We start from the raw sequence: 25,707 nt of genomic DNA on the forward strand, positions 1-25,707 counted from the left end.
CGTCGTGACCGGTACGCCCGGGGCCGGTACCGCCCCGGGCGTACCGGTGCCGCCTCACCGCGGCCGGGGGTGGGCCAGGACGGTGAGGCGGTCCAGGTCCAGGCCGGTCCGCTCGGTGACCTCCGCGGCGCTCACCCCGCCGCAGTCCACGCCGCGCAGGACGAAGCGTGCCAGTGCGGCGGCGGTGGCGGGTTCGTCCAGGTAGGCCGAGTCGCCGCCGCCGGTGTAGGCGTGCAGGCGGGTCAGCGCGTCCGGCAGGCCCTGCCGGTAGAACGCGTACGTGGCGAGGTAGCGCGTCGGCAGTTGCGCGGGGTGGAGGTCCCAGCCCTGGTAGAAGCCGCGCTCCAGGGACCGGCGGACGAGCCGGGTGTGCAGCCGCCAGGCTGCCTGCACCTGGGACGGGCCGCCGACGGGCAGCACGTTCGTGGAACCGTCGGACAGGTGGACGCCGGTGCCGGCGGCAGCCACCTGCATGACCGCCTTCGCGTGGTCCGCGGCGGGGTGTTCCATGCTCTGGTAGGCCGCCGCGATCCCGCAGGACGCGGAGTAGTCGTAGGTGCCGTAGTGCAGGCCGGTGCACCGGCCGTCCGCCGCGTGCAGCATCCGGGCGATCGGCACCGAGCCGTCCGCGCCGACGACGCACTGCGGGGTCTCGACCTGGATCTCGAACCGCAGGCTCCGCGTGGCCAGGCCGAGCGCGGCTTCCAGCCGCTCGCACACCAGCACCATCGCCTCGACCTGCTCGGCCGACGTCACCTTCGGCAGCGTGACGACGAAACCCTCGCCGAGGCCGCCGGCCCCGTGCAGCGTCTCGACGAACCGGACCAGCGTCCGCAGCCCGCGCCGCCGGGTGGGCGCCTCAAAGCTTTTGAACCGGATACCGTGGAACGGGGGTGCGGTTCCGTCGCGGACCGACTCCGCCAGCACCTCCGCGGCTGCGGCCACGGCGGCGTCTTCCGCGTCCCCGCCCGCGGTGAACCCGTCCTCGAAGTCGATCCGCAGGTCCTCGATCGGCTCCCGGGACAGTTTCTCCCGCACCCACGGGTACACCTCGGCCGCCGCCTCCGCGGCGGCACCGGTGATACCGGCGAGCTCCTCCGCGGTGGGGGCGTGCCGGTCCAGGGCCGCCAGCGCCTGCTCGCCCCAGGTACGCACGGTGCCGGCGGTGTACCGGTCGCCCGGCACGTAGACGGTGTGCACCGGCTGCCGCACGCCCCGCTCGCCCGGGTACCGCCGGGCGAGTGCGGAGTCCGCACCGGCCAGGCGCTCGTCGAGTTCGGCGCCGATCGCGTCCAGCTCGTGGTCCCTCACGTCCGGTCCCCCTCCCGGCTCGCGGCCCGCTGGACCGCGGCGGCGACCTCGGGCGCGACCTGCCGGTCGAACACCGACGGGACGATGTAGCTGGCGTTGAGCTCGTCCGGCCCGACCCGGTCGGCGATCGCGGTGGCGGCGGCGAGCATCACCGCCTCGGTGATCTCGTGCGCTCCCGCGTCCAGCATCCCGCGGAAGAAGCCGGGGAACGCGAGGACGTTGTTGATCTGGTTGGGGAAGTCCGACCGGCCGGTCGCGACGACCGCGGCGTGAGCGCGGGCGGCGAGCGGGTCGACCTCCGGGTCCGGGTTGGCGAGCGCGAACACGATCGCGTCGTCGGCCATCGCCGCGATGTCGTCTCCGGTGAGCAGGTTCGGCGCGGACACGCCGATGAACACGTCGGCGCCCCGCAACGATTCGGCGAGCGTGCCGGTGAGCCCCCGCGGGTTGGTGTGGTCGGCGATCCACTGCCGCGCCGGGTCCATCTCCCCGCGGCCCCGGTGCACCACCCCGCGCCGGTCGCACGCCACGATGTCGCGCACCCCCTGGGCGAGCAGCAGCTTCACGATGGCGTGCCCGGCGGCGCCGACACCGCTGACCACCACCCGGATCTCCGGCCGCTGCTTGCCCACCACGCGCAGGGCGTTGGTCAGCGCCGCGAGCACGACGATCGCGGTGCCGTGCTGGTCGTCGTGGAACACCGGGATGTCGAGCTGTTCCCGCAGCCGCCGCTCGATCTCGAAACAGCGTGGCGCGGCGATGTCCTCCAGGTTGATTCCACCGTAGACAGTGGACAGTGCGAGGACGATCTCGACGATCTTGCCGGTGTCCTGCGTGCCGAGGCACACCGGCCACGCGTCCACCCCGGCGAACTGTTTGAACAGCGCCGCCTTGCCTTCCATGACCGGCAGTGCGGCGGCCGGGCCGATGTTGCCCAGCCCGAGCACGGCCGAGCCGTCGGTCACGACCGCGACGGTGTTGCGTTTGATGGTGAGCCGCCGGACGTCGGCGGGGTTCTCGGCGATCGCCCGGCACACCCGGGCGACACCGGGGGTGTAGGCGCGGGAGAGGTCGTCGCGGTGCTTGAGCGGGACCTTCGGGTTGACCTCGAGCTTGCCGCCGAGGTGCATCAGGAAGGTGCGGTCGCTGACCTTGCGCACGCGGACCCGCGGGATCCCGGTGAGCGTCTTGGTGATGGTGTCGGCGTGGGCGGCGTCCACGGCGTCGCACGTGACGTCGACGACGAGGCGGTCGGCGTGCGACTCCACGACGTCGAGCGCCGTCAGTTCGCCGCCGGAGCGGCTCACCGCGGCCACCAGATCACTGGTGGCGCCCGAGTGGGAGGGCGTCTCGACCCGGACGGTGACGGCGTACCCGGGGCTGGTGTTCGGCATCGAACCTCGCTTGACGCGAAAAGGGAAAAGGGGAGAGGCGGAGAAGTTCCGCAACGCGAACACTAATGTCTGCATAGCGGAACAGCAAGCCCCGCACGAGCCGATGATCATCATCGAGCCGGATGGCCGCTGGGACGGAAATCCGGTCCGCTGCCGGATCAGGTTATCACCGATTTTCAACAAACTGTTGACGTGACCCGGGTCGCAGGACCACCATCTCTCATGTCACGAAATGCCAATTCCGCAATGCGGAAGGAGTGCAGGATGACGTTGGAGGAGTTCAACTCCGCAGCCCCCGGCCCCCTCACCACCGCGCTACGCGCGTGCTGCGACGTGCCCGCGTGGGCGGACAAGGTCCGCGCCGGCCGCCCGTACGCCGATGCCGGCGCGCTCGCCGCGGTCGCGGACCAGGCCGCGCGCGAGCTCACCGCGGCGGAGGTCGACCGGGCGCTGGCCGCGCACCCCCGCATCGGGGAACGCGCCCAGGGCGAGGACGTCGAGTCGGCCTGGTCGCGACAGGAACAGTCGGCCGTCGGCGGCGACCCCGGCACCACTGCCGCTCTGATCGAGGGTAACCGCGCCTACGAGGCGAAGTTCGGCCGCGTCTTCCTGATCTGCGCCACCGGCCTGTCCGGTGAGCAGATCCTCGCGAACCTGCGGGAGCGCCTGGGCCACACGCCGGAGGAGGAGGCTCCGGTCGTGGCCGGGGAGCTGCGCAAGATCGCCGTCCTGCGCGTGCGGAAGCTGGTGGACGGATGAGCGCGATCACCACCCACGTGCTCGACACGGCGCTCGGCCGTCCCGCCGCCGGCGTCCGCGTCCGGCTGGAGCGGGCCGGGAAGCCGGAAGTGCTGGCCACCGGCGCGACCGACGACGACGGCCGCGTGCGCGACCTCGGCCCGGACCGCCTCGACGCCGGTGCCTACCGGCTGGTGTTCGACACCGCCGCCTACTTCGCCGCCACCGGCCAGACCTGCTTCTTCCCCGAAATCACCCTCACCTTCGCACTCGCCGATCCCGGGCAGCACTACCACGTCCCGGTCCTGCTGAGCCCGTTCGCCTACTCCACCTACCGAGGGAGCTGACCCCCCATGGCCATCGTCCTGGGCCCGAACCAGTACGGCAAAGCGCAGAACCACCTCGTCCGCGTCTACCGCGACACCCCGCGCCACGAGATCCGCGACCTGACCGTCTCCAGCGCGCTGCGCGGCGACTTCGCCGGCGCGCACATCGAGGGCGACCAGAGCGACGTCCTGCCCACCGACACGCAGAAGAACACGATCTTCAGCTTCGCGAAGGAGAAGGGCATCGGCGCGATCGAGGACTTCGCCGTCACCCTCGCCGACCACTTCCTCGACCGCACTCCGGCCGCCGACGGGGCGCGCATCGAGATCGACGAGACGCCGTGGCAGCGGATCCCGGTGGGCGGCAAGGGCCACGACCATTCGTTCGTGCAGACCGGCGTCGGCACGCGCACCACCGTGGTCAACGTCGACGGCCGCGGCGGCGAGCGGCGCGCCCACGTCGTCTCCGGCATCAAGAACCTCACGGTCCTGAAGTCGACCGGCTCGGAGTTCCACGGTTTCCTCAAGGACTCCTACACGACACTGCCGGAGACCGACGACCGGATCCTGGCGACCTCACTGGTCGCCAGGTGGCGCTACGACCACACCGACGTGGCGTGGGACGAGTCCTACGAGTCGATCCGCGACCTGATGCTCGAGCAGTTCGCCGAGATCCACAGCTACGCGTTGCAGCAGACGCTGTACGGCATGGGCCACGCGGTGCTGGAGAAGCACCCGGAGGTCGCCGAGATCCGCCTGTCCGCGCCCAACAAGCACCACTTCCTGGTGGACCTCTCGCCGTTCGGGGTGGACAACCCCCACGAGGTGTTCTACGCGGCGGACCGCCCCTTCGGGCTGATCGAGGCCAGTGTCCTGCGTGACGACGCATCGGACCCGGGCTCGGCCTGGCACGCCGTGCCCGGCTGGGTGTGAGCCGACCTGACGAGGAGACAGCAATGAGGCTGTTCAACCGATCTTCCCAGTACCGCGGCCGGCCCGAGGACGAGACCCATTCCTTCCTGCGGTTGCTCGCCTACGGCACGCAGCACATCCTCACCATGTACGGCGGGGTCATCGCGCCGCCGCTGATCGTGGGCGGTGCCGCCGGCCTCTCGGCCGGGGACAAGGCGCTGCTCGTCACCGCCGGGCTGTTCGTCAGCGGCCTGGCCACCCTGCTCCAGACGCTGGGCCTCGGCCCGTTCGGCAGCCGCCTGCCGCTGGTCCAGGGCGTGTCCTTCGCGAGCGTGTCCACCATGGTCGCGATCGCCTCCGACGGGGGCGTGCGGCCGGTGTTCGGCGCCATCATCGTGGCCGGCCTGATCGGGCTGATCGCGTCGTCGTTCTTCGCGCAGCTCGTGCGGCTGTTCCCGGCGGTGGTCACCGGCACGGTCATCACGGTGATCGGCCTGTCGCTGATGCCGACCGCGTTCACCTGGGCCCAGGGCGGCGACGGCGCGAAGGACCTCGGTTCGGTGTCCAACATCGGCCTCGCTGCGCTGACGCTGGTCGTCATCCTGCTGATCAGCAGGCTGTTCCAGGGCGCCCTCTCGCGGCTGTCGATCCTGATCGGCATCGTGATCGGCACGGTCGTCGCGGTGTGCACCGGCAAGGCGGACTTCTCCCGGGTGGGCGAGGCGAAGATCTTCGCCCTCCCGCCGGTCCTGCACTTCGGGTCGCCCACGTTCGGGGTCGCCGCGATCGTGTCGATGACGATCGTCGTCTTCGTCATCATGACCGAGACGACGGCGGACATCCTCGCCGTCGGCGAGATCGTGGGGACCACAGTGGACGCCAAGCGGGTCGCCGGCGGCCTGCGCGCCGACATGGCCGCGTCCACGGTCGCCCCGCTGTTCGGGTCGTTCCCGGCGAGCGCGTTCGCGCAGAACGTCGGCCTGGTCGCGCTGACCGGGATCAAGAGCCGGTTCGCGGTGGCCGTCGGCGGTGGCGTGCTGCTGCTGTTCGGGCTGCTGCCGGTCGTGGGTGCGGTGGTCGCGGCGATCCCGTACCCCGTGCTCGGCGGCGCCGGCATCGTGCTGTTCGGCACGGTGATGAGCAGCGGGATCCGCACCCTGGCCCGGGTGCGGTACCAGAACAACCTGAACATGCTGATCGTGGCGGTCGCCCTGGGGATCGGGATCATCCCGGTGGCGGCACCGAAGTTCTGGCAGGCGTTCCCGTCGTGGTTCGGCGTCATCATGCACTCCGGCATCAGCGCGACGGCGATCGTCGCGGTTGTGCTGAACCTGCTGTTCAACGAACTGCGAGCGGGCAACAAGCCGGGTGCGTCGGTCTTCGAGGCCGGGGAGAGCTCGCTCGACCGGTTCGGCGACACGCTCGAGGACGATCTGGAGACCCGGGAACGCCATGCCAGGGCCGGACATCGCCCCGCGGAGACCTGACCGCGGGGACGCAAAGGAGCGAGGAACGAACGTGACACACGCACTGCGCTACGAAGTCAACTGCTCCATCCTGTTCACCGAGCTGCCGCTGCTGCAGCGACCCGCGGCGGCGAAGGAGGCCGGGTTCGACGGCGTCGAGTTCTGGTGGCCCTTCGCCGAGGCGGTGCCGGGCGACGCGGAGATCGACCGGTTCGTCTCGGCCGTCCGCGACGCCGGCGTCCAGCTGGCCGGGCTGAACTTCTTCGCCGGTGACATGGCAGGCGGCGACCGCGGCCTGGTGTCGTGGCCGGCCCGGTCCGCCGAGTTCCGCGACAACATCGACGTCACGATCGGCATCGGCGAACAGCTGGGCACCAGGAGCTTCAACGCGCTCTACGGCAACCGCACCGGTGATGCGCCGGAGGAACAGGACGAGCTGGCCGTGCAGAACCTGGTGCTGGCGGCGCGGGCGGCGAACCGCATCGGCGGGACCGTGCTGGTCGAGCCGGTCAGCGGTGCGGCGCGGTACCCGCTGCTGACCGCGGCCGACGCGCTCGCCGTCCTGGACCGGGTCCGGCAGGCGGGCGCGGACAACGTCGCCCTGCTCGCCGACCTCTACCACCTCGCGGTCAATGGGGACGACGTGGACGGCGTCATCGCCGCGCACACCGGCCGCATCGGGCACGTGCAGATTGCCGACGCACCGGGCCGCCACGAGCCCGGCACCGGCCGGCTCCCGCTCCAGCGCCAGCTGGCGGACCTGCAGGATCGCGGCTATTCCGGATGGGTGGGCCTGGAGTACCAGCCCTCGGGTGCCTCGGCGGACAGTTTCGGCTGGCTGCCGCGGGACCGCCGCGCGGCGGGCGCCCGCGCCTGATGACCAGCAACCTCCAGGGAAGGACGACAGGAACATGAGCAGCATCGCGTTCATCGGTCTCGGCATCATGGGCAGCCCGATGGCGGTGCACCTGGCCGGGGCCGGGCACGACGTGACCGGGTACAACCGGACGCCGGAGAAGACCAAGCCCCTGGTGGACGCCGGCGGCCGCGCCGCGAAGTCGATCGCGGAGGCGGTCGAGGGCGCCGAGGTGATCTGCGTGATGGTCCCCGACTCGCCGGACGTACGGGCGGTCCTCGCCGGCGAGGGCGGTGTCTTCGACCACGCGCGGCGCGGCGCGCTGGTGATCGACTTCTCCAGCATCCGCCCGGACGTGACCGCCCAGCTGGCGCGCCAGGCCCGCGAGCGCGGTCTCCGGTTGCTGGACGCGCCGGTGTCCGGCGGTGAGGCCGGCGCCCGCAACGCCGCACTGTCCATCATGGTCGGCGGCGAGCCGGCCGACTTCGCGGCCGCCAAGCCGATCTTCGACGTGCTCGGCAAGACCGTCGTGCACGTCGGTCCGAGCGGTTCCGGGCAGACCGTGAAAGCCGCCAACCAGCTGATCGTCGCGGCGAACATCCAGGCGCTCGCGGAGGCCGTCGTCTTCCTGGCGGCCTACGGGGTGGACACCGCGGCCGCGCTGGAGGTCCTCGGCGGCGGGCTGGCCGGGTCGACGGTGCTCCAGCAGAAGAAGCAGAACATGCTCACCCACTCCTTCGAGCCCGGCTTCCGCATCGAACTGCACCACAAGGACCTGGGCATCGTCACCGCCGCCGCCCGCGAAGCCGGCGTCGTCATCCCCCTCGGCGCGCTGGTCGCCCAGCTGATGGCCGCCGCGAAGGCCGCCGGGGACGGCGGGCTCGACCACTCGGGCCTGCTGCGCGGCGTCGAGCGGCTCAGCGGCCGCGCCGACACCTGATCTCCGTCCGGGCGGCACGTCCCGGACCTCCCGCATCGGAAGGAAAACCAACCATGGCACGCATGAGAGTCGTCGACGCCGCGGTGCTCATCCTGGAGAAGGAGGGCGCCACCCAGGTGTTCGGCCTGCCGGGTGCGGCGATCAACCCGTTCTACAGCGCCATGAAGGCCCACGGCGGCATCCGGCACGTGCTGGCCCGCCACGTCGAGGCGGCCTCGCACATGGCCGAGGGCTACACCCGCGCCGCACCGGGCAACATCGGCGTCTGCGTCGGGACCTCCGGCCCGGCCGGCACCGACATGATCACCGGCCTGTACTCGGCGTCGGCGGACTCCGTCCCGATCCTGTGCATCACCGGGCAGGCACCGGTCGCGAAGCTGCACAAGGAGGACTTCCAGGCCGTCGACATCTCCGCCATCGCCGCGCCGGTCGCGAAGATGGCGGTCACCGTCCTGGAGCCGGCGCAGGTGCCGGGCACGTTCGCGAAGGCGTTCCAGCTGATGCGGGAGGGCAGGCCCGGCCCGGTGCTGATCGACCTGCCGCTCGACGTCCAGCTCGCCGAGATCGAGTTCGACATCGCCACCTACGAGCCGCTGCCGGTGGCCAAACCGGCGGCGACCCGCGCGCAGGCCGAGCGGGCCCTGTCGATGCTGGGCGAGGCCGAGCGGCCGCTGATCGTCTCCGGCGGCGGCGTGGTCAACGCCGACGCCGCCGAGCTGCTGGTCGAACTGGCCGAGCTGACCGGTGTCCCGGTCGTGCCGACGCTGATGGGCTGGGGCACGATCCCCGACGACCATCCCCTGATGGCCGGGATGGTGGGCCTGCAAACGTCACACCGCTACGGCAACGCGACGCTGCTGGCCAGCGACTTCGTGCTCGGCATCGGCAACCGCTGGGCCAACCGGCACACCGGCGGCCTGGACGTCTACACCGCGGGCCGCACGTTCGTGCACGTCGACATCGAGCCGACGCAGATCGGGCGGGTGTTCGCACCGGACTACGGCATCGTGTCCGACGCCAGGGCCGCGCTCGAGGTCTTCGTCGAGGTGGCGCGCCAGTGGCGGGCCGCGGGCCGGCTGCCGGACCGCTCGCGGTGGGCGGCGGAGTGCCGGCAGCGCCGCCGGACCCTGCTGCGCAAGACGCACTTCGACACCGTGCCGATCAAGCCGCAGCGCGTCTACCAGGAGATGAACCGCGCCTTCGGCCCCGGCACCCGCTACGTCAGCACGATCGGGCTGTCGCAGATCCAGGCCGCGCAGATGCTGCACGTCTACCAGCCGCGGCACTGGATCAACGCCGGGCAGGCCGGCCCGCTCGGCTGGACCGTTCCCGCCGCGCTGGGGGTGGCCACCGCCCACCCGGACGCCACGGTCGTCGCGCTGTCCGGTGACTACGACTTCCAGTTCCTCATCGAGGAGCTCGCGGTCGGCGCGCAGTTCGGCATCCCGTACGTGCACGTCCTGGTGAACAACGCCTACCTCGGCCTGATCCGGCAGGCGCAGCGCGGGTTCGACATGGACTACTGCGTGCAGCTGTCGTTCGAGAACATCAACGCACCGGAGCTCGGCGGATACGGCGTCGACCACGTCAAGGTCGCCGAAGGGCTGGGCTGCAAGGCGATCCGGGTGTTCGAGCCCGACGACATCCTGCCGTCGCTGGAGAAGGCCAAGACGCTCGCGGCGGAGCTGCGCGTGCCGGTCGTCGTCGAGATCATCCTGGAGCGGGTCACGAACGTGTCGATGGGCGCCGCGGCCATCGACGACGTGGCCGAGTTCGAGGAGCTCGCCGAGCGGCCCGGGGACGCGCCGACCGCGATCGTCCCGGCCTGAGGGGCCCCGGTGCCGACAGTGCCGACGGTGCTTGTCGCTTCCGACAAGTTCAAGGGCTCGCTGACCGCGGCGCAGGTCGCCGACGCCGTGGGTGCCGGCGTGCGCCGGGCCAGGCCGGACGCGCGGGTGCGCGCGGTGCCCGTCGCCGACGGGGGCGACGGCACGCTCGCGGCGGTGCTGGACGCGGGGTTCACCGCGGTGCCGGTCACCGCGTCCGGGCCGACGGGCGAGCCGGTGGACACCCGGTACGCCAGGCGGGGTGATGTCGCGGTGGTGGAGCTGGCCGCCGTGTCCGGGCTGGTGCGCCTGCCCGGCGGCCGGCTCCGGCCGCTGTGCGCCACCAGCCGCGGCACGGGCGAGGTGATGGCCGCGGCGATCGCGGCCGGGTGCCGGGAGATCGTGCTGGGCGTCGGCGGCAGCGCCGGCACCGACGGTGGTGCCGGCCTGGTCGCCGCGCTCGGCGCGCGCCTGCTCGACGCCTCGGGCGACGACATCGGCGACGGCGGGGTGGCGTTGCCCGATGTCGCCTCGATCGACCTCACCGGCCTGCGGGCGGCGACACGGGGCGTGGCCGTGACGATCGCGTCCGATGTGGACAATCCGCTGACCGGCCCGCGGGGTGCGGCGGCGGTGTACGGTCCGCAGAAGGGGGCCGGCCCGGCGGAGGTGGCCCGGCTGGACGCGGCCCTGGCGCACTGGGCGGACGTGGTCGCCCGCACCACCGGCCGCGACCTGCGGGACACGCCCGGCGCGGGCGCGGCGGGCGGCGTCGGCTTCGCCGGGCTGGCCCTGCTCGGCGCGGCGCTGCGGCCGGGCATCGAGCTGGTGCTCGACCTGGCCGGGTTCGCCGGGGCCCTCCGCGGCGCCGACCTCGTCGTCACCGGGGAGGGCAAGCTGGACGAGCAGACGTTGCACGGCAAGGCACCGGCCGGGGTCGCGCGGGCGGCCGGGCGCGCCGGCGTGCCGGTGGTCGCGGTGTGCGGCAGCACGACGCTGCCGCCCGCGCGGCTGCACGACACCGGCATCCGGGCGGCCTACGCGCTGACCGACCTCGAACCGGACATCGACGTCTGCCTGCGTGACGGGGCGCGGCTGCTGGAAACACTCGGCGAGCGGATCGCCGCCGAACACCTCGAGGGAGGCGAAACCGAATGAGCGAGCGAACGCTGGTCATCCGGGCCCGCCGGACGGTCACCCCGTCCGGGGAACGGCCGGCCGCTGTCGTGGTCCGCGGGGGTGCGATCGCCGCCGTCGAGGCGTTCGACGCGGTCGTGCCGGGCGCCGAGGAGGTGCACCTGGCCGGCGACGAGGTCCTGCTGCCCGGGCTGGTGGACTCCCACGTGCACGTCAACGATCCCGGCCGCACCGAGTGGGAGGGCTTCCGCAGCGCGACCAGGGCAGCCGCGGCCGGCGGTGTGACGACCCTGGTCGACATGCCGCTCAACAGCATCCCGCCCACGGTCGACGTCGCCGCCCTGGAGACCAAGCGCAAGACCGCGCGGGACCAGATCTGGACGGACACCGGGTTCTGGGGCGGGGCCGTGCCCGGCAACGTGCCGGACCTGCGGCCGCTGCACGAGGCCGGGGTGTTCGGGTTCAAGTGCTTCCTGTCGCCCTCGGGTGTCGAGGAGTTCGGTCACCTCGACCGGGCCCAGCTGGACGCGGCGATGCGGGAGATCGCCTCGTTCGGCGGGCTGCTGATCGTGCACGCCGAGGCCCACGACGCGGTCGGCGCCGCCCACGGCCGCGACTACCGCGACTTCCTGGCGTCCCGTCCGCGGGAGGCGGAGAACCGCGCGGTCCGGGAGGTCGTCGAGCTGTCCGGCGCGACCGGGTGCCGGGTGCACATCCTGCACGTGTCGAGCGCGGAGGTCGTGCCGATCATCGCGCAGGCCCGCGCCGGCGGGGTGCCGGTCACCGCCGAGACCTGCCCGCACTACCTGACCCTCACCGCCGAGGACATCCCGCCCGGGGCGACCCAGTTCAAGTGCTGCCCGCCGATCCGGGAACGGGACAACCGCGAGGAGCTGTGGGCGGCGCTGCGCGACGGGGTGATCGATCTGGTGGTCAGCGACCACTCACCGTCCACAGTGGCCTTGAAAAGACTGGACTCGGGGGACTTCGGCGAGGCGTGGGGCGGTATTTCGTCGCTCCAGCTCGGTCTGCCGCTGGTGTGGACGCACGGGCGGGCGCGCGGGTTCGGCCTGTCCGATGTGGTCAGGTGGATGGCGCAGGCGCCGGCCGCGCAGACCGGGATGCGCCGCAAGGGCCGGATCGAGCCCGGCTGCGACGCGGACTTCTGCGTGCTCGCGCCGGACGAGGAGTTCGTCGTCGCGGCGCGGTCGCTGCACCACCGCAACCCGATCACCCCGTACGAGGGGCAGCGGTTGCGCGGTGTGGTGCGCAGCACGTGGCTGCGGGGCGAGCGGATCGACCTCGGCGCGCCGCCACGGGGCCGGATGCTGGTGCGGGACGAGACGTGAGCGGTGACGGGTTTTCCGAGGAGAACGGGAGAGATGGCATGAACGGCCGGTACTACGCACCCACGGGCGGCCTGCCCCCGCAGACCCAGCTCACCACCGACCGGGCGGTGTTCACCGAGGCCTACGCCGTCCTGCCGCGCGGCACGATGACCGACATCGTGACCAGCAACCTGCCGTTCTGGGACGGCACGCGGGTGTGGATCCTCGCCCGGCCGCTGTCCGGGTTCGCCGAGACGTTCGCCCAGTACATCGTGGAGGTCTCGCCCGGTGGCGGCTCGCAGCGGCCCGAACCGGACCCGCGCGCGGAGGGCGTGGTGTTCGTGGTCGGCGGCGAGCTGGTCGTGTCGATCGACGGCACCGCGCACACCCTGGGCGAGGGCGGTTACGCCTACCTGCCGCCCGGGACCAGCTGGAGCGCGCGCAACGAGGGCGGCGAGCTGGCCCGGTTCCACTGGGTGCGCAAGGCCTACGAGGCCGTCGAGGGCCTTGCCGCGCCGGAGGCGTTCGTCACCAACGAGCGCGACATCGAGCCGGCGCCGATGCCCGGCACCGGCGGCGCCTGGACGACCACGCGGTTCGTCGACCCCGCCGACCTGCGGCACGACATGCACGTCAACATCGTCAACTTCGAGCCCGGCGCGGCGATCCCGTTCCCGGAGACGCACGTGATGGAGCACGGGCTGTACGTGCTCGAGGGCAAGGCCGTGTACCTGCTGAACAAGGACTGGGTGGAGGTGCAGGAGGGCGACTTCATGTGGCTGCGGGCGTTCTGCCCGCAGGCCTGTTACGCCGGGGGACCGGGCCGGTTCCGCTACCTGCTGTACAAGGACGTCAACCGGCACCCGAAGCTGTGAACTCACCGACGAGGAGGTCCGAGATGGACGTGCACCTGGACGCGGGCGATGCCGCCCCCGATTTCGCGTTGCCCGGTGCCGACGGCGCGACGGTGACGCTCGAGTCGCTGCGGGGCCGGCGCAGCATCCTCTACTTCTACCCGGCCGCCGGCACTCCCGGCTGCACGACCGAGGCGTGCGACTTCCGGGACAACCTGGCTTCCCTGCACGCGGCCGGGGTGACGGTCGTCGGCATTTCGCCGGATCCGCCGCAGCGGCTGGCGGAGTGGGCCGGTGCGGAGCGGCTGACCTACCCGTTGCTGTCCGATGTGGACGGATCGGTGCACCGCAGCTACGGGGCGTGGGGTGAGCGGACCGTCAACGGCACGACCGGTACCGGCCCGCTGCGCTCGACGTTCGTCCTGGACGCGACCGGTCGCATCGAACACGCCCAGTACGCGGTGCAGGCGCAGGGGCACGTCCGGAAGCTGCGCGCGCTGCTGGGGATCTGAGCCGCCCGTCGTCAGGGGGTGCCCGGCGCGGCGGTCAGGCCGAGTTGCGTGCGCACCGCGTGTTCGTCCCAGAGGGTCCACCGGTGGGTGAACCGGCCATCCGGGTCGAAGCGGTACACGTCGACCATCGGTACGCACAACCGGGCTCCGGTGGCCGGGGGCAGCCCGGCGAAGGCATCACCCTGGTGGGTGCCGGTGAGGATGAGCCGCTGCACGAGGGTGTCGCCCTCGACGATCTGCTCCTCGGTGTGGACCCGCAGGTCCGGGAACGCCCGGCGGGTCCCGGCGACGAACGCGGCGAGCTCCGCCGCGTTCGTGGTGCGGTCCTCCGCGGCGAGGTACTGGGTGTATCCGGGGGCGAGGAGGTCGTCGAGGACCGCGACGTCGCCCTGGTTGAACACCTCTTCGCTGATGCGGCGTGCGCGGATCTTGATCTCGGCGGTCATGGTCGTTTCCTTCCGTCGGTGACTGCCCGTCCAGCATGGGCGCGGGAGGCGGACGAGCCCACGACGAACGCTCACCGCACACCTGACACATCCGCGCACCCCGCGGCGATGTCCCTGGTGTGCGCACCTCGGGTTTCGGCGCCCTGCTCAAACAGCTGCGGCTGGCCGCGGGGCTGACCCAGGAGGCCCTGGCCGAGCGGGCCGGGGTGAGCCCGCGCGCGGTCAGCGACCTGGAACGGGACCCGCACCGCAGCCCGCGGCTGGACACCGTGCGGTTGCTGGCCGACGCCCTGGAACTGGACGCGGACCAGCGTGCGCACGTGCTGGCCGCCGCACGCCCGGGGGCCGTCGAGCCGGTGACGGCCGGGCCGCTGCTGCTGCCGCCGTTGATCGGCCGCGCCGGGGTCGCGGCGGCGCTCACCGAGCTGCTCGAGCGCGGCGAGACCCGGTTGCTGACGCTGACCGGGCCCGGTGGCGTGGGCAAGACGCGCCTCGCGCTGGACGTGCTCGGCGCACTGGGCGAGCAGTACCCCGGCGGCGCCGTGTTCGTCGACCTGTCGCCGGTGCGCGACCCCGGTCTGGTCACCGCGGCGATCGCCCGGCAGGTGGGGCTGGACGAACGCGGGCCGCTGCCGGTGTCCACCCGCCTGACCGCGGTGCTGCGCGACAAGCGGGTGCTCCTGCTGCTGGACAACTTCGAGCACGTGGTCGCCGCCGGGACCGAGGTGCTGGGCCTGCTGACCGCCTGTCCCGGGCTCACCGTCCTGACCACGAGCCGGGTGCCGCTGCGCCTGCGCGCCGAGCGCGAGTACCGCATCGCGCCCCTGGAGTCGCGCGACCCGGACTCGCCGGCGGCCCGGTTGTTCACCGAACGCGCCGCAGCAGCCGGGGTGCCACCGGAGCCCGGTGATGCCGAAGCCGTGGCGGAGATCTGCCGTCGGCTGGACGGGCTGCCGCTGGCGATCGAGCTGGCCGCGGCGCGCGTGCGGTCGCTGCCGCCGCGTGTCCTGCTCCACCGGCTGGAACAGCGGCTGCCGGTGCTGGTCGGCGGCCCTCGCGACCTGCCCGACCGGCAGCGGACGATGCGGGACGCGATCGGCTGGAGCTACCAGCTGCTCTCCGGTGATGCGCGGGCGGCGTTCCGGAAGCTGTCGGTGTTCGCGGGCGGCTGTTCCCGGCACGCCGCGGAATCCGTCGCGAGTGGACAGTCGCTGGACGAGCTGGCCGAGGCGAGCATCGTCGACGTCCGGCCGGACGGGCGCATCCGCATGCTCGAAACGATCCGCGAGTACGGACTCGAGCGGCTGACGGCGGCGGGGGAGGCGGAGGCGGCCGTCCGGGCGCACATCCGCTACTACGCCGGGCTGGCGGAGCGGGGGACGCCGGAGGAGCTGGCGCCCGAGCTCGACAACCTCCGCGCCGCGCTGGAGCGGGCGCTGGCCGCCAGGGACGCGGCACACGCTCTGCGGCTGTGCGCGGCGCTGCCCGCGTTCTGGCTGGAACACGGCCTGCTCGGGGAAGGTGTCCGCGTCGTCCGCGCGGCCCTGGGGCTGGGCGGCGTGGAGCGGGTGCCGGTGCCGACCCGGGTGGCGGCACTGGCCGGAGCCGCCCGGATGGCGATCGAGGTGTCGGCGCTGGCGGACGCCGGGGCCTGGTGCGAGCAGCTGGTCGGTCTGGCCCGGCGGGAGGGGACCGCCGCCGACCTGGTCACCGCGCTCAACACCCGCGGCGTGTTCCGGCGCGTCACCGACCGGTACGCGGAGTCGGCCGCCGACCACGACGAAGCCCGCGCGCTCGCGGACCGGATCGGTGACCGGGCCGGGCACGCCGCGGCGCTGCTCGGGCTGTCCTACGACCTGATGTTCACCGGTGACACCGCGCGGGCCGGTGAGCTGGCCGACCGGGGACTGGCCGAGACCCGCGCGACCGGTTCGGCGCGGGATCTCGGGGAGGCACTCCTGTTGCTCGCCTGGCAGGCCACGCAGGCCGGCCGGCCCGGACGGTCGCGCCGGCTGGCCGGGGAAGCGCTCGAGCTCGCCCGGGCCCGGCGCGACGGCAGCCGCATCGCCGACGCGCTGCGCATCCTGGGCACGAACGCGCAGCTCGACGGCCGGTACGAGGACGCGGCGCGGTGGCTGGGGGAATGCGAACGGCTCCACCGCGCACGCGGCGACGAGCGGAGTGCCGACCAGCTCCTGGCACACCTCGCCCACGTGGCGCAGCTGACCGGCGACCTGCGGCGGGCGCGGGAGCTCGGGGAGGTCGCGCTCGCCTCCGCCCGGCGGTACGGGGACCTGTGGGCCACGGCGATGTCCACCACCCAGCTCGGCCACACCGAGCTCGCCGCCGGCCGGGTCGGCGCGGCGCGGGGGCTGTTCGAGGAGAGCCGGGAGCTGTTCGAGCGCATCGGCAACCCGATGTACCTGTCGTGGTGCCTGGAGGGTCTGGCGGCGGTAGCGGTCGCCGGGGGCCGCCTGGCGGACGCGGCCCGGCTCTGCGCGCAGCGGGACGACGTGGCGGCCGGGCTCCCGCCGATGAATCCGGAGGGGCACCGCGCCACCGTCGCCGCGGTCGGGAGGTTGGCGCGGCCGGAACGGTGACTGCTCGGTGAGTGCGCGTCGTGGCCGCCGCCGTCGTCCGCCGCGCAGGCTGGAGGCCCGTTCCGACCTTTTCGAGGAGATCGTCATGAACCGTCACGTCACCTTCACCACCGGCCTGGTCCTGTGCGCGCTGCTCGGCCTCGCCGACCTCGCCGGCGCCGCCGGTCTCGGCCGGGACGGCGCCCCGCCCGTCGCGGTCGTCGTCATCGGGGCCGTGCTCGGCCTCGTCACGCTCGTCGCCGTGGCTCCGGCGTGGCGGCGCGTCCGGGGCGGGGTGATCACCGTCGTCGTGTCGCGGGCGGTGGCCGGCCTGCTGGCGATCCCGGCGTTCTTCGTCGACGCGCCCGGCTGGGCCCGCCTGCTGGCCGCGATCACGCTGGTGCTCACCGTCGCCGGGGTGGGCCTGCTCGCCGGTGCCGGCCGCGACCGGGTGCCCGCCGGGATGCCGCGATGACGACCGGCAACGCCGCCCCGCCGGTGCCGCGGACCCGCTCCGCCGGTCCGCTGATCGCCACCGGCGGGCTCGCCGGCCTGACGTGGGCGGCCGCCCTGCGCGGCGTGATGGCCGAAGTGTCCGGGCCGGACTCCACCGTCACCTGGTACGGCACCTTCGGCCAGATCCTGCTGCCCGGGGCCGTCACCGGTGCCCTGCTGGCGTGGGCCGAGCACCTGCGCCGCACCGGCGGACGGCGCCGGTGGCGGCTGCTGGCGCTGGCGCCGCTGACGTTCCCCGCTGCCGTACTCCTCTCCCCGGAGACGGTGGCCGCTCTCGGCGGCGGTCAGCCGCTGTTCAGCGGCGGGATCGGTGGCGGCGCGCTGGCAATGCCCCTGTTCGGCATGGCCGGCGGGTACGCGATCGCCGGCCGCGGACGGTGGTGGGCGCGCCTGGCGGCCGGTGCGTTCGCGGTGACGCCGATCCCGGTGTGGGTGCTGGTTTCCGGTGCCTTCGGCCCCGAGTTGGCCGTCACCACCCCGCGCGGGGCCTGGGTCGCCGTGTTGTTCTCCGCCTGCGTCGCGACGCTGGCGCTGGCGTGCGCTGTTCCGCATGGGCGGGTGTGACGTGGGGCGGTGCGGATCGTGTGCGACGCTTCCCCCGGCCCTGCCGCTCCAGCGAACGGATTCGAGTGTGACCGAGCACGCCACCACCACCTTTGCCGAAGCCACCCGCGTCGAGGAGGTGTCCCCGGGACGTTTCACGGCGGAGGCACACCCGGCCTGGACCGTGCTCGGCAAGCCCAACGGCGGCTACCTGCTGGCGATGCTGGGGCGTGCCGCCGCGCGGTCCGGCGCGCACCCGGACGTCGTCGCGGCGAGCGCGCTGTACCTGCGGTCCCCGGAGCCGGGGCCGGTCGCCCTGGACGTGGAGGTGCTGCGCGCCGGCCGGTCGGCCAGCCAGGTGCGGACGCGGATGACGCAGGACGGCACGCCCTGCGTGGAGGCGCTGTTCACGCTCGGCGCACTCGATCCGGAGGCGAAGCCGTACTGGAGCGACGGCCTGCCCGAGCCGGTGCGCGGTGAGCCGGCGGACTGCGTGCGGGTGACCGGTCCCGCCGGGGGTGGCCCGGGGCCGGCGATCATGGACCAGGTCGAGCTGCGCATCCAGCCCGGGGACCTCGGGTTCAGCCGCGGCGCGCCGAGCGGCGCGGGCGTGCTACGGGGCTGGCTGAGCCTGCCCGGCGGCGCGGACCTCGACCCGTTCGCCCTGCTCTACGCCGTCGACGCGTTCCCGCCGGCGTCGCTGGACGTCGCCGTCACCGGGTGGGTGCCCACTCTGGAGCTCACCGCGTACGTGCGGGCGCTGCCGGCGCCCGGCCCGGTGCGGGTGCTGCAGAAGGCGCAGCTGATCGAGGGGAACCGGGTCGACCAAGCCTGCTTCGTCTGGGACAGCCGGGGCCGGCTGGTGGCCCAGGCGACCCAGCTGGCCGGGATCCGCCTCGACCCGCCCGCCTGAGCGGCTCGCGCGCCGCGTCCGCAACGGTCAGCGCTGGACGGGCCGCCGGCCCGCCCCGGTGGCCGGGCGGCAGGCCGCGCACCGCGGATCCCGCCGCCACCGCCGGGCCGCGGCGCGCAGGTCGCGGCGGCACCGCCGCCGCCCGGGCCGGCCGTCCCGCCGCGTGCCGAACACCCGGAGTTCGGTGCGCCGGCCCCCGCACCTGGGGCAGCGCACCCGGCGGAACGCGCGGAGTACGGTGACCGCGGACATGACGCTCCTCGAGGGCAGGGCGACCGCTGCTAACTGTCGATCGCGACAGCGGCGGGCTCGGTGTTGCGGCGGGTCTTCGTCCACCCGTTGCGTCCCCGGACGAGCCGGACGAGCGCGCGCCAGGACGTGATGTAGAACGTGTAGATGTACACCGCGTAGGCCAGGCCCATCCCGATGCCGCGCAGGAAATTCTTGCTGCGCAAGCACTTCCACTGGTAGATCGGTCCCCACACGACGAACGGGGCGAGCCCGAACGTGCCGTAGACGGCGAACAGGATCCAGCCGCCGCCGGTGAACCAGCCACCCATCCGGGACGGGTCGGTCACCGTGGCACCCAGGAACACCAGGAACGGCACCGGGTAGATGAGCGAGCCGAGCAACTGCATCCACGGCTGCGCCAGGTAGTACATCATCTCGGCGGCGCCGAAGGTGCTGACGTGCACCGAATCCCAGATGCGGCGCAGATAACGGCCGCACTGCATGGTTCCCTGCCCCCACCGCGTCCGCTGCGTCAGGAAGCGCCGCAAGCTGTACAGCGCCTCCTGCGACACGTGGGTGTCCGGGGTGAACTCGGTGCGCCAGCCCGCGATGAGCAGGTGGACGCCCAGCTCGAAGTCCTCCAGCAGGGAGCCCCGCCACGGCTTGAGCTCCGCGCCGCCGATGGACGCCAGCGCGGACATCCGGGTGAACTGCCCGTTGCCGCCCAGCGAGATCGTGCCGGTGTACCGGCGCGAGGTCTGGATCGCGGCGATGGCGGTGCGGAACTCGAGATCCTGCAGCTGGGCCAGTTTCAGCCCGAACACCCGGCCCGCCCGGGATCGCGACGGTGGCGGGGTGTCCCGGTTGCTCATCCAGACGTCGACCTGGACGGCGCCTACCGTGCGGTCCCCGAAGAGGTGGCCGGCCGCGCACACGTCGAGGCAGCCGGGGGCGGGCCGGCCGTCCGCGTCGACCACCACCACGATCACCCGGTCGTAGTCCTCGCGCAGTCCCTGGAAGGCGACCAGCTGCGCGTAGGCCGCGTTGAGCGCGTCACCTTTGCCGGTGCGGGCCTGCGGCCGCCGGCGGCGCACGAGGTGCAGGCGCGGGTCGGGGGAGCCGCTGCGGTACTGCAAACCGGTGACGATCTGCGCGGTCCGGTCGTCGGAGTCGTCGTCCACGATCCACACGTGCGCCTGCGGGAACGTCGAGCGCAGGTAGTGGATGGTGTCGCCGATCACCGCCTCCTCGTCGCGGCAGGGCACGAAGAAGTGCCAGCTGAACGCGCTGCTGTCGCCGGCGGGGCGCGGCTTGTGCCGCACGAACGGCACGACGATGACGGTGACGTAGACCAGGAACGCCACGCTCATCATCAACGCGAACGCCTGGGTGATACCCAGGACGACCTGGAAGGACTCGTCGCTCATGCGGTCCGCTCGCGGCGCAGGCCGATCCGGACGAACAACACGAGGGCGAGGGCCCCGCCGATCACGCTGACGAGTGACCCCATCAGGGTGTGCCCCCAGTAGTAGCCGGTGGAGATCCCGAGCCAGTTCACCAGGCCGACGATGAGCAGCATGCGCAGCTGGTTGACCGCGGCGACGACGGCACCGAAGACCAGGAGGGACAGCAGCAGCCGGCGCGTGTTCGCGGGCCGCAGGTACCCCAGCACGGCCGTCACCAGGACCAGCGGCACGACCAGGAACAGGGACGAGCACTCCGGTGTCATCTGCAGTCCCAGCGGCCGGTCGCCGCCCAGGCCGAAGTAGACGGTGTGCCGGGCGCCGGCCACGTACACCCCGTGCTCGCTGATCAAGCGCAGGACGGCGCCGGTCACCTGCACCTCGGCGGTGCGGTACGCCCCCTGGCACACCACGAGCAGGCCGACCACGGCGAGCATCGCGATGACGAGCCACCGGACCGGTAACCGGCTGGACAACGGCGCAGCGTTCGCCGACATCGACCCTCCACAACAGACTCTCCCCAGAGCCTGGCTGACATTACCCAGCGTTTCCGCGAAACTCCTAGGAGTGCTACCCGCCAGGGGGATATTTGGGCCGAACGCGTGACGCTGCGCGAACCGCGCCGATAGCAAGATCACGAGCCGGCGCGGCGCCGATGGGGTGCCCGCGGCCGTGGAAGAAATCGGAGTGTCTCAATGCGAAGAGCAAGGCTCGGGCTCGCCGCCGCGATGGCGGCGGGCGTGGTTCTGCTGGGTGCGGTACCCGCGTCGGCGGCCCCCGGGGACGGGTCGGCCTACGGTGCGGACGTCGACGTGACCCTGCTCGGCAAGCCGGCCGTGCACGTGGGACCGCTCGCGCAGGCGTCCACGGAAGGACCCACCAGCGGCACGCTGGTGGGCATCGACGTGCCCGGCATCGCCCACAGCGGCACGGTGCAGACAACGGCCGTGCGGGACGAGACCACGGGTGCCGTCGACAGCAAGGCGACGGTGGAGAACCTGTCGGTCGGCGTCCTGGGTGCGCTCGGCACCATCAAGGCCGACGCGGTGACCGCGGAGTGCCACGCCACCCAGGACGGCAACGCGGGTGCGGCCACGCTGGCCGGGCTGAACCTCGGCCCGCTCGGCGACGTCAGTGCCACGCCGGCGGCGAACACCGTCGTGAACGTGGGCGCGCTCGGGGCCAACGTCGCGAAGATCACGTTCAACGAGCAGATCGCCAACCCGGACGGCAGCCTGACGGTCAACGCCATCCACGTGCGCCTGCTCGGCGGTGTGCTCGGTTCCCTCGGCTCGGGCGACGTGATCGTGTCGTCGGCGACCTGCGGCCCGGCCGGGCTGCCGGTGCCGCTGGCGTCCGGTGCGGGCATGTGGATCGGGCTCGGTCTGCTGGCCGCGCTCGGCCTGCCGGCCGGGGTCTGGTTTAGCCGCCGCCGCGCCACCGCGCAGGCCGTCTGACGGGCGAGGGCGGATGTACCGGATGCCCGGCGCCGGGATCACCACCGCGGGCGGCACCGCGGGCACGCTCGCCTATACCGGTGCCGATGTCGGCTGGTGGATCGCGCTCGGCGTGATCCTCGTGCTGGCCGGGATCGCGGCACTCGTCGCCGCGACCCGCCGCAGCAGGAGACTCGCCGGTTCCCGGAAATGAGGTTCGCGGCCGCCGCCGAGGCCGGCGGCCGCGGACTCCCCACTCGTCAGGAGACTCACGTGGACATCATGCTGCTGGCCGGAACTCGCCCGGAGGCGGTGAAGCTGGCGCCGCTGGCGCTCGCGCTGCCCGGGCACCCCGTCCTGCGCCCCGTCATAGTCCATAGTGGACAACATGACGGGATGGTCGAGCAGGCGCTCGCGCCGTTCGGTCTGCTCGTGGACGACCGGCTGCCCGCTCCGGTGCGGCGCAACGGGGGACAGGCCGAGCTGGTCGCGGGTCTGCTGCCGTCGCTCGACGGGTTCCTGCGCCGCAGGAGCCCGGCCGCGGTGGTCGTCCAGGGCGACACGACGACGGTGCTGGCCGGCGCGCTCGCCGCGTTCTGGCGCGGCATCCCCGTGGTGCACCTGGAGGCGGGCCTGCGCACCCACGACCTCGCCGCGCCGTTCCCCGAGGAAGGCACCCGGCAGATGGTCTCGCGCCTGGCGGCACTGCACCTCGCGCCGACCGGTGCCGCCGTCGCCGCGCTGCTGGGCGAAGGGGTGCCGGCCGAGCGGATCGTCCTGACCGGCAACACCGTCGTGGACGCCGTGGAGCACATCGCCGCTCGCGGCCGGCCTGCTCAGGACCGGGCACTCGCGGCGGCCGAACTGCGGCTGCTGGAGCAGGGGCGGCGGCTGGTGCTGGTGACCTCCCACCGGCGCGAGTCGTGGGGAAAGCCCTTGCAGCGCGTCCTGTCCGCGGTGCGGGACCTGGTGCGCCGGCGGCCCGATGTCGAGGTGCTGTTCCCGGTCCACCCCAATCCGGCGGTGCGCGACCAGGTCACCACGGCACTGTCGGGAGTACCGCGGATCACGGTCACCGGGCCGCTGGAGTACCCCGACCTCGTGCGCGCGCTCCGCCTGGCCACGGTGGTGCTCACCGATTCCGGGGGGATCCAGGAGGAGGCACCGAGTTTCGGCACGCCGGTGGTCGTGCTGCGGGACACCACCGAGCGGCGGGAGGCGATCGCCAGCGGGCACGCCCGTCTGGTGGGCACGGACCCCGCCGCGATCGGCCGGGCCACCGAGGACGTGTTGTCGGGGCGGTGGCGCCCGGCGAGCCCGGCCAATCCGTACGGCGACGGCAAGGCCGCGCTGCGCGCGGTGGCGGCCATCGGCGAGCTGCTCGCCGTGCCGTCGCGCAGCCGGGTGCTCGCCCCGCCCGAACCGGTGCCCTGAGCGGCCGCCGTGACCGAACTGGCGAGCACCGATGACGGACAGCTCGTCCCGTACCTGGCGGCGTGGTGCGCCGACATCGACAGCGTGCCGTTCCCGCCACCCGGCGACGGTGTGCTCGCGGAGATCACCGCGATCATCGCGGGTCGGCTGCCGCCGGCCCCGGGGCATGGGGCCGGCGGCAGCCTGGCTCCTACTCGATGCGGGCGATCACCTCGCCCTGCTTGACCACCTCGCCCTCCTGCACCAGCAGCCGCAGCACGCCCGCCGCCGGGGCGGGCACCTCCACGTCCACCTTGTCGACCGCGACCTCCGCGATCAGGTCGCCCTCGCCGACCCGGTCGCCGTCGCCGGCGAACCAGGTGGCGAGCACGCCTTCGGCGTCGGGCTCGTTCTCCGAGACGCGGGGGAAGGCGATGTCGGTCATGCGTTCACCAGGCCGAGGACGGCCCGGCGGATCCGGTCCGGCGTCGGCAGCACGGCGTACTCGAGCGGGCGGGCGTAGGGGATCGGGACGTCGGGCACCGCCACCCGGGCAGCGGGCGCGCGGAGCAGACCGGGATCGCGCTCGGCGACCCGGGCGACGATCTCGCCGGACACCCCGAACGAGAGGTAGTCCTCGTCGACGACGAGCAGCCGGCCGGTGCGCCCCACCGAGTCCAGGATCGTCTCGGTGTCCAGCGGGACCACGCTGCGCAGATCCACGACCTCGCAGTCGACGCCCTGCTGCGCGAGTTCCTCGGCCACGTCCAGCGCGTGGTGCACCGACAGCGACAACGTCACCACCGTGACGTCGCTGCCCGGCCGCACGACGTTCGCCTTCCCGATCGGCACCAGATGCTCGCCTTCGGGAACCGGGCCGACGGACCGGCGGTTCTTGGCCATCCAGGGCAGGCCCATCACTCCCTTGTGGAACAGGTACACCACCGGGTTGTCGTCGCGGATCGCGGCGGTCATCAGGCCCTTGGCGTCGGCGGGGTTGCTGGGCGCGACCACCTTCATCCCGGGCAGGTGCGCGAACGTGCCCCACAGGCACTGCGAGTGCTGCGCGCCGTCGGAGTAGCCGCCGCCCACCGCGGCGGTGAGGACCATCGGGACGGTGACGTTGCCGCCGGACTCGAAGTGGATCTTCGCCATGTGGTTGTAGATCTGGTCCATGCACACGCCGAAGAAGTCGACGAACATCAGCTCGACGACCGGCCGCATGCCTTCCACCGCGGCGCCGATGGCCGCGCCGATGAACGCGGTCTCCGAAATGGGCGTGTCCAGGACACGCCGGGGCCCGAACTTCTCGAGCAGTCCGGTGGTGGAGCTGAAGATGCCGCCGTAGGCACCGACGTCCTCGCCGAGCACGAAGACGTCCTCGTCGCGCTCCATCTCCTGCGCGATGGCCTCGACCATGGCCTTGGCGGTGCTGAGCTTGCGCTGGGCGGGTGCGGAGGAGGATGCCGAAGCGTCCGTGAGCGTCATTGCTGCTTCTCCTTGCTTGCTGCGGTGGTGGGTTCAGGAGCGCGCGAAGACGTGGTCGAGCGCGGTGGCCGGGTCGGGTTCCGGGCTGCGCTTGGCGAACTCGATCGCCGCCTCGACGCGGTCGCGGGCCTGCGCGGCGATCGACGCCACCGTGATGTCGCCGCTGTCGTGGAGAACACCGGCCGCCCGCAGCTGCTTTTCGTAGGTGGGCAGCGGATCCCGGCCCGGCACACCCTCCAGGTCGGACCGGTAGCCCTGCGCGTCGCCCTCGAAGTGCCCCCACAGGCGCAGCGTGTGCACCTCGATCAGGCTCGGCCCCTCGCCCGCGCGGGCCCGCGTGATCGCCGTACCGGCCGCCGCGTGCACCGCCTCCACGGAGTTGTCCTCGACGCGCTCGCCGGGAATGCCGTACCCGCCGGCCCGCAGCGCGTTCGAGGTGACGCAGGTCGAGGCGCTGCGCGGCACCGAGATGCCCCAGTCGTTGTCCTCCACGACGAACACCACCGGCAGCTTCCACAGCGCCGCCAGGTTGAGCGCCTCGTGGAAGGCACCCTGGTTGGCTGCGCCCTCACCGGTGACGGCGACCGCGACCCGGTCGGTGCCCCGCCGCTGGAACGCCAGCGCCTGGCCGACCGCGGGTGGGTAGCCCTCGGCGATGATGCCCGAGCAGGAGAAGTGCGTGGCGGGGTCGAACAGGTGCATGTGCCCGCCGCGGCCCCGGCCGAGCCCGTCCACCCGGCCGAAGATCTCGGCGGTCATCCGCTCCAGGTCCACCCCGTGCGCGATGGCGAAGTGGTGGGGCCGGTGGGTGGCGGTGACGGCGTCGTCGGCGGTCAGGTGCGCGCACACCCCGGCGGCCACGGGTTCCTGCCCGGCGGAGAGGTGCATCTCGCCCGGGATGAGCCCGGCGCCGATGTCGAAGGCGGGCTTCTTGTCCGCGTGGTACTCGCGGAGGATCGACTCCTCGTAGGTGCGGATCAGGACCATCGTGCGGTACAGGCCCAGCCGCTCGTCCGGTTCCATGTGACCTCCCAATCGGTGTGGGAGTCACTGTCGCGGGGCCCCGCAGCGCGGGCAAC

27 protein-coding genes are annotated in these 25,707 nt (G+C 73.0%); 19 read left to right on the forward strand and 8 right to left on the reverse strand.

Features of this window, described 5'->3' with window-relative positions; genetic code table 11:
• Positions 1-54: 54 nt before the first annotated feature.
• Together FHX46_RS13710 and FHX46_RS13715 are read right to left on the reverse strand one after the other, a co-directional pair.
• Entirely contained in the window at positions 55-1,311 is a 1,257-nt protein-coding gene (locus tag FHX46_RS13710) for a DUF6986 family protein (protein ID WP_167114095.1), read from the reverse strand.
• Positions 1,308-2,705: an NAD-dependent malic enzyme gene (locus FHX46_RS13715; RefSeq protein ID WP_167114098.1), complete on the reverse strand. Its 1,398-nt coding sequence runs from the start codon at positions 2,703-2,705 to the stop codon at positions 1,308-1,310. The genes FHX46_RS13710 and FHX46_RS13715 overlap by 4 nt, the downstream gene beginning before the upstream one ends.
• Between FHX46_RS13715 and FHX46_RS13720 the strand changes: the two genes are divergently transcribed.
• The 12 genes from FHX46_RS13720 (at position 2,695) to FHX46_RS13775 (ending at position 13,600) form a co-directional block, all read left to right on the forward strand.
• Entirely contained in the window at positions 2,695-2,901 is a 207-nt protein-coding gene (locus FHX46_RS13720) for a hypothetical protein (RefSeq protein ID WP_167114101.1), read from the forward strand. The genes FHX46_RS13715 and FHX46_RS13720 overlap by 11 nt on opposite strands.
• A gap of 68 nt (positions 2,902-2,969) precedes the next feature.
• A complete protein-coding gene (gene uraD, locus FHX46_RS13725) occupies positions 2,970-3,464 on the forward strand; it encodes a 2-oxo-4-hydroxy-4-carboxy-5-ureidoimidazoline decarboxylase (protein WP_167114104.1) in 495 nt (164 codons plus the stop codon).
• The gene (gene uraH / locus FHX46_RS13730) at positions 3,461-3,790 is read left to right on the forward strand and encodes a hydroxyisourate hydrolase (protein WP_167114107.1); all 330 of its coding nucleotides are present in this window, start codon (positions 3,461-3,463) and stop codon (positions 3,788-3,790) included. The genes uraD and uraH overlap by 4 nt, the downstream gene beginning before the upstream one ends.
• A gap of 6 nt (positions 3,791-3,796) precedes the next feature.
• Positions 3,797-4,702 (forward strand): factor-independent urate hydroxylase, encoded by a 906-nt coding sequence (gene pucL / locus FHX46_RS13735; protein WP_167114110.1) that lies wholly within the window; start codon positions 3,797-3,799, stop codon positions 4,700-4,702.
• Between the two features lie 23 nt (positions 4,703-4,725).
• Entirely contained in the window at positions 4,726-6,168 is a 1,443-nt protein-coding gene (locus FHX46_RS13740; protein ID WP_167114113.1) for a nucleobase:cation symporter-2 family protein, read from the forward strand.
• A gap of 31 nt (positions 6,169-6,199) precedes the next feature.
• Positions 6,200-7,024 (forward strand): hydroxypyruvate isomerase family protein, encoded by an 825-nt coding sequence (locus FHX46_RS13745; protein WP_313886126.1) that lies wholly within the window; start codon positions 6,200-6,202, stop codon positions 7,022-7,024.
• A gap of 34 nt (positions 7,025-7,058) precedes the next feature.
• Positions 7,059-7,943, forward strand: a complete 885-nt coding sequence (locus FHX46_RS13750; RefSeq protein WP_167114119.1) for a 2-hydroxy-3-oxopropionate reductase — start codon at positions 7,059-7,061, stop codon at positions 7,941-7,943.
• A gap of 53 nt (positions 7,944-7,996) precedes the next feature.
• Complete coding sequence (gene gcl, locus FHX46_RS13755; RefSeq protein WP_167114122.1) at positions 7,997-9,772, forward strand: glyoxylate carboligase; 1,776 nt, start codon at positions 7,997-7,999, stop codon at positions 9,770-9,772.
• An 18-nt stretch (positions 9,773-9,790) separates the two neighbouring features.
• Complete coding sequence (locus FHX46_RS13760; RefSeq protein ID WP_167114125.1) at positions 9,791-10,927, forward strand: glycerate kinase; 1,137 nt, start codon at positions 9,791-9,793, stop codon at positions 10,925-10,927.
• Complete coding sequence (gene allB, locus FHX46_RS13765) at positions 10,924-12,255, forward strand: allantoinase AllB (RefSeq protein WP_167114128.1); 1,332 nt, start codon at positions 10,924-10,926, stop codon at positions 12,253-12,255. Before FHX46_RS13760 ends, allB begins: the two co-directional genes overlap by 4 nt.
• A gap of 38 nt (positions 12,256-12,293) precedes the next feature.
• Positions 12,294-13,109 (forward strand): bifunctional allantoicase/(S)-ureidoglycine aminohydrolase, encoded by an 816-nt coding sequence (locus FHX46_RS13770; protein ID WP_167114131.1) that lies wholly within the window; start codon positions 12,294-12,296, stop codon positions 13,107-13,109.
• Positions 13,110-13,132: 23 nt separating this feature from the next.
• Positions 13,133-13,600 (forward strand): peroxiredoxin, encoded by a 468-nt coding sequence (locus tag FHX46_RS13775; RefSeq protein WP_167114134.1) that lies wholly within the window; start codon positions 13,133-13,135, stop codon positions 13,598-13,600.
• 11 nt (positions 13,601-13,611) lie between these two features.
• Here FHX46_RS13775 and FHX46_RS13780 read toward each other — a convergent pair whose 3' ends face one another.
• A complete protein-coding gene (locus FHX46_RS13780) occupies positions 13,612-14,046 on the reverse strand; it encodes an ester cyclase (protein WP_167114137.1) in 435 nt (144 codons plus the stop codon).
• Positions 14,047-14,165: 119 nt separating this feature from the next.
• On the opposite strand from FHX46_RS13780, the gene FHX46_RS13785 reads away from it, so the two are divergent.
• From FHX46_RS13785 to FHX46_RS13800, 4 genes are all read left to right on the forward strand, one after another.
• The gene (locus FHX46_RS13785) at positions 14,166-16,646 is read left to right on the forward strand and encodes an ATP-binding protein (RefSeq protein ID WP_167114140.1); all 2,481 of its coding nucleotides are present in this window, start codon (positions 14,166-14,168) and stop codon (positions 16,644-16,646) included.
• Positions 16,647-16,731: 85 nt separating this feature from the next.
• The gene (locus FHX46_RS13790; protein WP_167114142.1) at positions 16,732-17,100 is read left to right on the forward strand and encodes a hypothetical protein; all 369 of its coding nucleotides are present in this window, start codon (positions 16,732-16,734) and stop codon (positions 17,098-17,100) included.
• A complete protein-coding gene (locus FHX46_RS13795; RefSeq protein WP_167114145.1) occupies positions 17,097-17,705 on the forward strand; it encodes a hypothetical protein in 609 nt (202 codons plus the stop codon). Before FHX46_RS13790 ends, FHX46_RS13795 begins: the two co-directional genes overlap by 4 nt.
• 67 nt (positions 17,706-17,772) lie before the next feature.
• Positions 17,773-18,597, forward strand: a complete 825-nt coding sequence (locus FHX46_RS13800; protein WP_167114148.1) for a thioesterase family protein — start codon at positions 17,773-17,775, stop codon at positions 18,595-18,597.
• Positions 18,598-18,878: 281 nt separating this feature from the next.
• On the opposite strand, the gene FHX46_RS13805 is transcribed toward FHX46_RS13800, so the two are convergent.
• A complete protein-coding gene (locus FHX46_RS13805; RefSeq protein ID WP_167114151.1) occupies positions 18,879-20,255 on the reverse strand; it encodes a glycosyltransferase family 2 protein in 1,377 nt (458 codons plus the stop codon).
• Positions 20,252-20,788, reverse strand: a complete 537-nt coding sequence (xrtP, locus tag FHX46_RS13810; protein ID WP_167114154.1) for an exosortase P — start codon at positions 20,786-20,788, stop codon at positions 20,252-20,254. The genes FHX46_RS13805 and xrtP overlap by 4 nt, the downstream gene beginning before the upstream one ends.
• A 198-nt stretch (positions 20,789-20,986) precedes the next feature.
• Between xrtP and FHX46_RS13815 the strand changes: the two genes are divergently transcribed.
• Genes FHX46_RS13815 through wecB form a run of 3 tightly spaced genes read left to right on the forward strand, consistent with a single transcriptional unit; the run spans position 20,987 to position 23,161 of the window.
• Positions 20,987-21,748 carry a choice-of-anchor P family protein gene (locus tag FHX46_RS13815; RefSeq protein ID WP_167114156.1) on the forward strand — a complete coding sequence of 254 codons (762 nt, stop codon included), beginning with the start codon at positions 20,987-20,989 and terminating at the stop codon, positions 21,746-21,748.
• Positions 21,749-21,761: 13 nt separating this feature from the next.
• Positions 21,762-21,941, forward strand: a complete 180-nt coding sequence (locus FHX46_RS13820) for an LPXTG cell wall anchor domain-containing protein (RefSeq protein WP_167096142.1) — start codon at positions 21,762-21,764, stop codon at positions 21,939-21,941.
• A gap of 59 nt (positions 21,942-22,000) precedes the next feature.
• Positions 22,001-23,161, forward strand: a complete 1,161-nt coding sequence (wecB, locus tag FHX46_RS13825; protein WP_167114159.1) for a non-hydrolyzing UDP-N-acetylglucosamine 2-epimerase — start codon at positions 22,001-22,003, stop codon at positions 23,159-23,161.
• Positions 23,162-23,351: 190 nt separating this feature from the next.
• On the opposite strand, the gene FHX46_RS13830 is transcribed toward wecB, so the two are convergent.
• The 3 genes from FHX46_RS13830 to FHX46_RS13840 are packed head-to-tail and all read right to left on the reverse strand — an operon-like array spanning position 23,352 to position 25,651.
• Positions 23,352-23,585, reverse strand: a complete 234-nt coding sequence (locus FHX46_RS13830) for a biotin/lipoyl-containing protein (protein WP_167096144.1) — start codon at positions 23,583-23,585, stop codon at positions 23,352-23,354.
• Complete coding sequence (locus tag FHX46_RS13835) at positions 23,582-24,628, reverse strand: alpha-ketoacid dehydrogenase subunit beta (protein ID WP_167114162.1); 1,047 nt, start codon at positions 24,626-24,628, stop codon at positions 23,582-23,584. The genes FHX46_RS13830 and FHX46_RS13835 overlap by 4 nt, the downstream gene beginning before the upstream one ends.
• 33 nt (positions 24,629-24,661) lie before the next feature.
• Entirely contained in the window at positions 24,662-25,651 is a 990-nt protein-coding gene (locus tag FHX46_RS13840; protein ID WP_167114165.1) for a thiamine pyrophosphate-dependent dehydrogenase E1 component subunit alpha, read from the reverse strand.
• Positions 25,652-25,707 lie beyond the last annotated feature (56 nt).

It is taken from the genome of Amycolatopsis viridis, from assembly GCF_011758765.1.
Taxonomy (GTDB): domain Bacteria; phylum Actinomycetota; class Actinomycetes; order Mycobacteriales; family Pseudonocardiaceae; genus Amycolatopsis_E; species Amycolatopsis_E viridis.